Source organism: Pseudomonas sp. MF6394, assembly GCF_002018845.1.
GTDB classification, from domain to species: Bacteria; Pseudomonadota; Gammaproteobacteria; order Pseudomonadales; family Pseudomonadaceae; genus Aquipseudomonas; species Aquipseudomonas lactis.
Genome location: NZ_MVOJ01000034.1, coordinates 75854 through 82909 on the forward strand (window position 1 = coordinate 75854; position 7056 = coordinate 82909).

Sequence of the window (7056 nt, forward strand, 5' to 3'; positions counted from 1 at the left end):
TTTTCCAAGCCGTGCTTCGTCAAGAAGGATATCCATGTCTCGTCCCCAGCCCGACCCGCCATCGGCCGATGCCTGTCGCGGGTTTTATGCAGACATTCTGTATTTCCTGCGTAAACGCACGGACAACGCCAGCGACGCGGCGGACATGGCCCAGGATGTGTTTACGCAATGGCTGGGCTACCGCGACCGTGCCAAGGTCGAGCAGCCACGGGCGTTTCTGTTCCAGATGGCGCGCAATCTGCTGCGCGATCATTGGCGCAAACAGAAAGTACGGCAAACCGTCCACCCTGATCATGCCGAAATGGCTGCCGAGCCGCTCACTGACGAGCACAACGACCCCATGGCTGCCGCCCTGCGCCTGCAACGCCTGGAGCAGTTGAAAGAAGTCCTCGCCGAACTCTCGCCCCGCCGCCGAGAAGCCCTTATGCTGCACCGCTTCGAAGGCTTGAGCCAGGCGCAGATCGCAGCGCGCATGGGCATCTCCACCAGCATGGTGGAAAAGCACATCGCCTTTGCCTTGTTGCACTGCAAGCGACGCCTTCAACCCGACACCGGCACGGAGCAGCCAGAATGAACCGCCCGAGCGACACAAACGCGCTGGACAGCCAAGCGAGCGATTGCATCGACGCCCAAGCCGCCAGTTGGTTTGCACGCAACCGCAACGAAGTCAGCCGCGCCGACCGTAAAGCCTTTGCCGCCTGGCAAGCGGTGCCCGCGCATGCGCGCGCCTATGCCGAATTCGAACAGCTGTGGGCCGACCTCGCCCAATTGCAACAACTGAACAAACCTCTGGCACTGCCCCAGCGCAAGCCCAACCTCTGGCGCCCTGCCCTGGCGGTGGCCGCTGCCTTGGTGTGCGCCGTGCTGGCGACCTCGCTCGGCGCGCCGCGCGAGCTGTATCACAGCCAGGTGGCCACCCATGCCAAAGGCATGCGCACGTTGAATCTGCCGGATGGCAGCACCTTGTACGTAAATGCCAATACCCATATCCGCGTGGACTTCAGCGCCCATCAACGGGTGCTGCACCTGGACAAAGGCCAGCTGTACATCGAAGTGGCCGCCGACAAGGAGCGCCCCCTTTACGTGCAAGCCGGCGAGTCGAGCGTACGGGTGGTGGGCACTGCTTTGGATGTGCGCCGCGGGCAGCAGCAATTGGTGGTCAGCGTTGCCCATGGCCAGGTCGCTTTCGCGCCAAATGGCAAAAGCTCCGCCACCCTGCTCGGCGCCCAGCAGCGGGCCTCCTACAACTACGCCAAAGGCACCGTGCAACCGCAAACCCTCAGCGCCGAAGAGGTCGCCGATTGGCGCAGCGGGCACTTGTCATTTCGCAATCGCGAACTGGCCAGCCTGATCGACGAGCTGAGCCTGTACCGCCCGCAGACGTCGTTGCAGGTGAGCAAGGCCGTCGCGCAACTCAAGGTATCGGGCAACCTTGACGTGAATGACCCAGACGCCCTGCTCAACGCCTTGCCCGCACTGTTGCCGGTGAAAACCGTACTCTCGGCCGATGGCACGATCAGAATCGAGCCAAGCAAATAGACGGCAACCTCACACATGAGAATATTTTGCATTCGCATGTGTGGTTTTTTTTGCCTGCCCCGTCTTCCTCCTGTCTGTGTTTGATACGCACACCTTTTTGGCTATTTAGCCGCTCCGGGGGATTTCATGTTTCGCGCGCCTTGCCACGCTTCGCACCTGTTTCTTCGACCGACACTCATGGCTACGTGCCTGGCCTTGAGCCTCAGCGCCGAGGCCGAGTCGTTCAAGCTGCACCTGCCGGCTCAGCCGTTGGCCACGTCCCTGAGCCAAGTGGCCCAGCAGGCGAAAATCCAGCTGCTGTTCGATGAAACCCTGCTCAAGAATGTGCAGGCGCCGGCGCTTAACGGTGACTACACCCCGGAAGTGGCCATTCGCTCCCTGCTCAAGAACGGTGAACTCATCCTGCTCAAGGTCGGCAGTACCTACGTGGTGCGCCCCGATGCGGGCAAAACCACCAGCGGTGGCGCGATCCAGTTGGACACCCTGAGCGTGATCGGCACCGGCAATGAGGTGAACGCCAGCACCGTCAACCGCTCCACCCTGACCCAGGCCGACATCGACCGCTACCAGTCCAATAACATCCCCAGCCTGTTGCAGACCTTGCCCGGTGTCAGCCAGGGCGGCTCGCTGAAACCCGGTGGCCAGACCATCAACATCCGTGGTTTCGGCGATGCCGAAGACGTGCCGCTGACCGTTGACGGTGCCACCAAGACGGGCTTTGAGCGTTACCAGCAAGGCACGGTGTTTATCGAGCCCGAGCTGATCAAGCGCATCGAAGTGGAAAAAGGCCCCAACTCGCCGTTCACCGGCAATGGCGGCTTCGGCGGCACGGTCAACATGGTCACCAAGGACGCCCCGGACCTGCTCCAGGACGGCCGCAACAGCGGTGCGATGCTCAAATATGGTTACTCCAGCAACGACCATGAGCAGGTCTACAGCAGTGCCGTGTACGGCCGTACCGACGATGGCCGTTTCGATGCGCTGGCCTATCTGACCCAACGCGACGGCGGCGATATGAAAGTGGCCGCCAAGTTACCCAACGACAACAATGAGTACCCGATCAACCCCCAGCGCCTGCCCAACAGCGCCCAGGATGTGGACGGCAAGCTGTTCAAGGTCAACGCGCATTTTACCGATGAGCACAGTGTCGGGCTTTCGTACTCGCGCTCCCACAGCAACCGCTGGACGCCGTTTTCCGCCGCCAGCTACCCCACGCCGCCCACCCAGTTCAACATCGACCGCTACGGCTATGAAGGCGCGTTGAAGCGTTTTCTCGCCCACCGCGACACGGTCGACACCACCTGGTCGGGCAAGTATGAATACCAGCCGCTGGACAACCCGCTGGTGGACTTGACCATCAAGTACTCCCAGTCCAACACCGAGCAGACCGATGAGCGTGACGCCACGGCGTTTTTCCAGTTGGCCACCGGCGGGCGCAAGATGGACACCGCCTACACCGACAAGCTCCTGGATATCCGTAACGTCAGCCTGTTCGACACCGGCCCTTTGCAGCATGCCGTGACGGTCGGCGGGCAAGTGCGCAAGCACACCCGCGAAACCGAAATGTGGATGCCCGGCGCCACCTACAACACACCGCGCTACAACTACGGGCACTTCCAGCCGGGTTTCATGCCCCACGGCAAAGTCGATACCAACAGCTTCTTTATCCAGGATGCGGTGACGTTGGGCGACGTGACGATCACACCGTCGCTGCGCTATGACCATGTGCGCAACCGCGGCGAAGGCAACGATGCGCCCTACTACAACAACCCCAACCCAGCAGTGGGTCACGACTACAGCGACCGCACCTACACCGGCTGGTCGCCACGCCTGGCGCTGTTCTGGACCGTGACGCCGAATGTCGGGCTGTTCGCCAACTGGAGCCAGACCTGGCGCGCCCCGGTAATCGACGAACAATACGAAGTGCAGGGCGTGGGCAGCCGCACCGCCACCAGCGTCGACCTGGACCCGGAGCGCATCACCTCGATCACCCTGGGCAACATCACCAGCTTCGACAACCTGATCGCCCAGGACGACAACCTGCAACTGCGCACCACCCTGTTCCACAACAAGGTCGAAGACGAGATCTTCAAGGCCACCGGCGTAGGCTGCCAGAACCAGGCTGTCAACGGCGGCAGCATCGCTTCAGCGTGCCCGCCTGGGCCGATGTCCAACTACCGCAATATCGGCAGCCTGACCATCAAGGGTGTCGAGCTTGAGTCGATCTACAACTCCACCTACCTGTTTGGCTCGGTGTCGTTCGCCTATGCCAAGGGCCAGCACCAAGGCGCCTACACCAATCCTTGGGGCCCGGACGTAGCCGCACGAGACATCCCGCCGACCAAATGGGTGCTGGTACTGGGCACCCACATCCCGGCCTGGGATGCCCAAGTGGGCTGGATGGGCCAATTCATCGGCGCCACCGACCGCCTGCCCAGCGACAAATACTCCGGCGGCCCAGGCTCCAGCATCGGCGATCTGTTCTACGACCAGTACGGCAACAAGCGCTACAACACCCAGGGCCTGTTCGCCAAATGGACACCGCAGCAGGCATACCTCAAAGGCACCGAGGTGAACTTCACGGTGGACAACCTGTTCAACAAAAACTTCCGCCCAGCCTTGAGCGGCGACCGGGCGTACACCAAAGGGCGTGATGCGAAGATCAGCGTGACGCGGTTCTTCTAAGCACGCACGTATTCCAAATGTGTGTGTGGCTTGCCTGCGATAGCCATAGGTATCTACACAACTTTTGGGCTGTAGCAGCAGACGGTAACCACGATGCGAAGCGAGTCGCTCTTGATCTTGATCTGCTTGTGATCTTGATCTCAGGCGCCCCGTTAAACCACGCTGGCCGGAATTCGACAGGGATTTGGGGGGTAAACCGGCAGGGATGCCGGTTTAGCCGCCCCGCGCCAAGGATGGCGCGTGGCGGCGGCCCCCCAAATCACTGGCGGATTACGGGCACACCGAGCCTAGGCGAGGTGCCGAGTGGTGGGGCAAGAGCGTTTTGCTTACTTTTGCGCTTTTCAAAAGTGAGCCGCCGTCAGGGCGGAACCCTAAGCGGCCGTTACCGCAGAAATGGATATGTACACAATCCAACTGTGTCGCCTGCCAGGCCGCCTTCGCGAGCAAGCCCGCACACAGTTGGATTGTGGGGTGTCAGGTGGATAGGTGTCGGCTGGGAGGCCGCCATCGCAGGCAAGCCAGCTCCCACATTTGGATCGCGGGGTGTCAGGTGGATAGGTGTCGGCTGGGAGGCCGTCATCGCAGGCAAGCCAGCTCCCACATTTGGATCGCGGGCCGTCAGGTAGATATGCACTGGCCGCCGGGGCCGTCACGGGAGCAAGCTCCCACAGGGAACCGCGCCCATTTCAGGCCAGGTAGCCATCCCCGCGCAACAGGGTTTCCAGGCAGTGCTCAGAGATGTGGTAGAACGCCTTGAGCTCCTGGATTTTCACCAATAGCTGCGCGTTGTCCACAGGCTCGGCACGTTTGACCGCCAGGATCATCTTGTTCTTGTTGGTGTGTTCCAACGAGATGAACTCGAACACCTTGGTCTCATAGCCACAGGCTTCAAGGAACAACGCACGCAGGCTGTCGGTGACCATTTCCGCCTGCTGGCCCAGGTGCAGGCCGTATTGCAGCATCGGCTTGAGCAGCGCCGGGCTCTGGATCTGCAGGCGAATCTGTTTGTGGCAGCACGGCGAGCACATGATGATCGACGCGCCGGAACGGATGCCGGTGTGGATCGCGTAGTCGGTGGCGATATCGCAGGCGTGCAAGGCAATCATCACATCCAGCTCACTGGGCGCCACGCTGCGCACGTCGCCACATTTGAACACCAGCCCCGGGTGCTCCAGGCGTGCGGCGGCGCTGTTGCAGAGGATGACCATGTCTTCACGCAACTCGACACCGGTGACCTCGCCCTCGGCCTTGAGGGTATTGCGCAGGTAATCGTGAATGGCGAAGGTCAGGTAGCCCTTGCCCGAGCCGAAATCGGCGACACGCACCGGGCGGTCGAGCTGCAACGGCGACGACGTCAGCGCATGGCTGAACACTTCGATGAACTTGTTGATCTGCTTCCACTTGCGCGACATCGAAGGGATCAGCGCCTGCTTGGCGTCGGTCACACCCAGGTCGGCGAGGAACGGCCGGCTCAGGTCGAGGAAGCGATTTTTCTCGCGGTTATGCTCAGCCGACGGCGCCTCGCGCAGTTGCTGCGGTTTGCTTTTGAACAGCGAGCTTTTGTTCTTCTTGCTGTATTCCAACTGGGCTTCGTCGGTCAGTGCCAGCAAGTGCGCGTTCTTGAACGAGCGGGGCAACAGCTCGGCAATCGCCGCCACGCCGTCGGCCAAGGGAAAGTTCTTGGTGATATCGCGGGTCTTGTAGCGATAGACGAACGACAGGCAAGGCTGCTCCTTGACCACCACCGGCTTGATGATCAGCCGCTGCAGCTCGGCTTCCTCACCGACGTACTTGGCCAGCACCAGCTTGATAAACGCGTTCTGCGCCAGGCTTGCGTTCAACAGTTCGATGAACTGGGCATGATGATCTGGCGCAGGGCGGGCAGGTTGAGCGGTGACGGACATGAACAAAAACGCCTCGGGTAAAGAATGCCGGGCATTTTAGGCGGGATGGGGGTTGAGGGCACGGGGTTATTTGATCAACGGTCAATCAAACCGGAGCTGGCGTACCCTGTGTAGGAGCGAGCTTGCTCGCGAAAAACGTCAACGATAACGCGGGTGTCCTGAATGAACGCGGCGTCTGAGCGTTTTTCGCGAGCAAGCTCGCTCCTACAAAAAAACGGTTATTCGAGCACGACCAGGCGATTGGGCAACTCGTTGCGGGTTTGGGTCACAGGCACATGTACCTTGAGCAAGTCGCCGCACGCCTCGATGCACGCAATAAAGCCGGCCAGCGTCTGCCCCTGTTTCACCTGCTGGGTAAACGCCTGGACAATGGCGTCCCAATTGCTGTCATCCAGGCGCTTGGAAATCCCCTCATCCACCAGGATCTCCACATAACGCTCGGCCTCGCTGACAAAAATCAGCACCCCGGTGCTACCCACCGTGTGGTGCAGGTTCTGCTCCATAAACTGCCGCCGCGCCAGGTTGGATGCACGCCAGTGGCGTACCGAACGCGGGATCAGCCGGGTGGTGACCTTGGGCAAACGGAACACCAGGCACAGCACAATGAACGTCGCCCACTGCGCCACCAGCAAGGTGTACATGGTCAAGTAGCCCGACAGGTAATGCACCACACCCGGCACCACCAACGCGATCAAGCTCGCCCACAGCAACGGAATGTAGGCGTAGTCGTCGGCGCGCGCCGCCAGCACGGTGACCAACTCCGCGTCGGTGGTTTTCTCGACCCGGGCGATCGCTTCGGCGACTTGGCGCTGCTCGTGTTCAGTCAGTAATGCCATGGTTGTAGATCTGTCTCTTTTACACCTCTGTCGCTTCCGCCGAATAGAGACGGGTACGCCTCAGTGGGACGCGGATCACTCACAGACCAGAC

At 61.0% G+C, this 7056-nt stretch carries 5 protein-coding genes; 3 read left to right on the forward strand and 2 right to left on the reverse strand.

The annotated features are described in order from the left end of the window. The first annotated feature begins 34 nt into the window (after positions 1 to 34). The 3 genes from MF6394_RS27010 (at position 35) to MF6394_RS27020 (ending at position 4224) form a co-directional block, all read left to right on the forward strand. The gene (locus tag MF6394_RS27010; protein WP_047710278.1) at positions 35 to 574 is read left to right on the forward strand and encodes an RNA polymerase sigma factor; all 540 of its coding nucleotides are present in this window, start codon (positions 35 to 37) and stop codon (positions 572 to 574) included. Continuing rightward, complete coding sequence (locus MF6394_RS27015; protein ID WP_078467909.1) at positions 571 to 1539, forward strand: FecR family protein; 969 nt, start codon at positions 571 to 573, stop codon at positions 1537 to 1539. The genes MF6394_RS27010 and MF6394_RS27015 overlap by 4 nt, the downstream gene beginning before the upstream one ends. A 126-nt stretch (positions 1540 to 1665) precedes the next feature. Further along, on the forward strand, positions 1666 to 4224 hold the full coding sequence (locus tag MF6394_RS27020) for a TonB-dependent receptor (RefSeq protein WP_078467910.1): 2559 nt from the start codon (positions 1666 to 1668) through the stop codon (positions 4222 to 4224). A gap of 686 nt (positions 4225 to 4910) precedes the next feature. Here MF6394_RS27020 and MF6394_RS27030 read toward each other — a convergent pair. Then, entirely contained in the window at positions 4911 to 6128 is a 1218-nt protein-coding gene (locus MF6394_RS27030; protein ID WP_078467912.1) for a class I SAM-dependent methyltransferase, read from the reverse strand. A 218-nt stretch (positions 6129 to 6346) separates the two neighbouring features. Continuing rightward, complete coding sequence (locus MF6394_RS27035) at positions 6347 to 6964, reverse strand: TPM domain-containing protein (RefSeq protein ID WP_047710274.1); 618 nt, start codon at positions 6962 to 6964, stop codon at positions 6347 to 6349. Positions 6965 to 7056 lie beyond the last annotated feature (92 nt).

Coding starts and splice junctions, on each gene's coding strand:
- MF6394_RS27010 (WP_047710278.1), top strand. CDS start 35: ATGTCTCGTCCCCAGCCCGACCCGCCATCGGCCGATGCCTGTCGCGGG.
- MF6394_RS27015 (WP_078467909.1), top strand. CDS start 571: ATGAACCGCCCGAGCGACACAAACGCGCTGGACAGCCAAGCGAGCGAT.
- MF6394_RS27020 (WP_078467910.1), top strand. CDS start 1,666: ATGTTTCGCGCGCCTTGCCACGCTTCGCACCTGTTTCTTCGACCGACA.
- MF6394_RS27030 (WP_078467912.1), bottom strand. CDS start 6,128: ATGTCCGTCACCGCTCAACCTGCCCGCCCTGCGCCAGATCATCATGCC.
- MF6394_RS27035 (WP_047710274.1), bottom strand. CDS start 6,964: ATGGCATTACTGACTGAACACGAGCAGCGCCAAGTCGCCGAAGCGATC.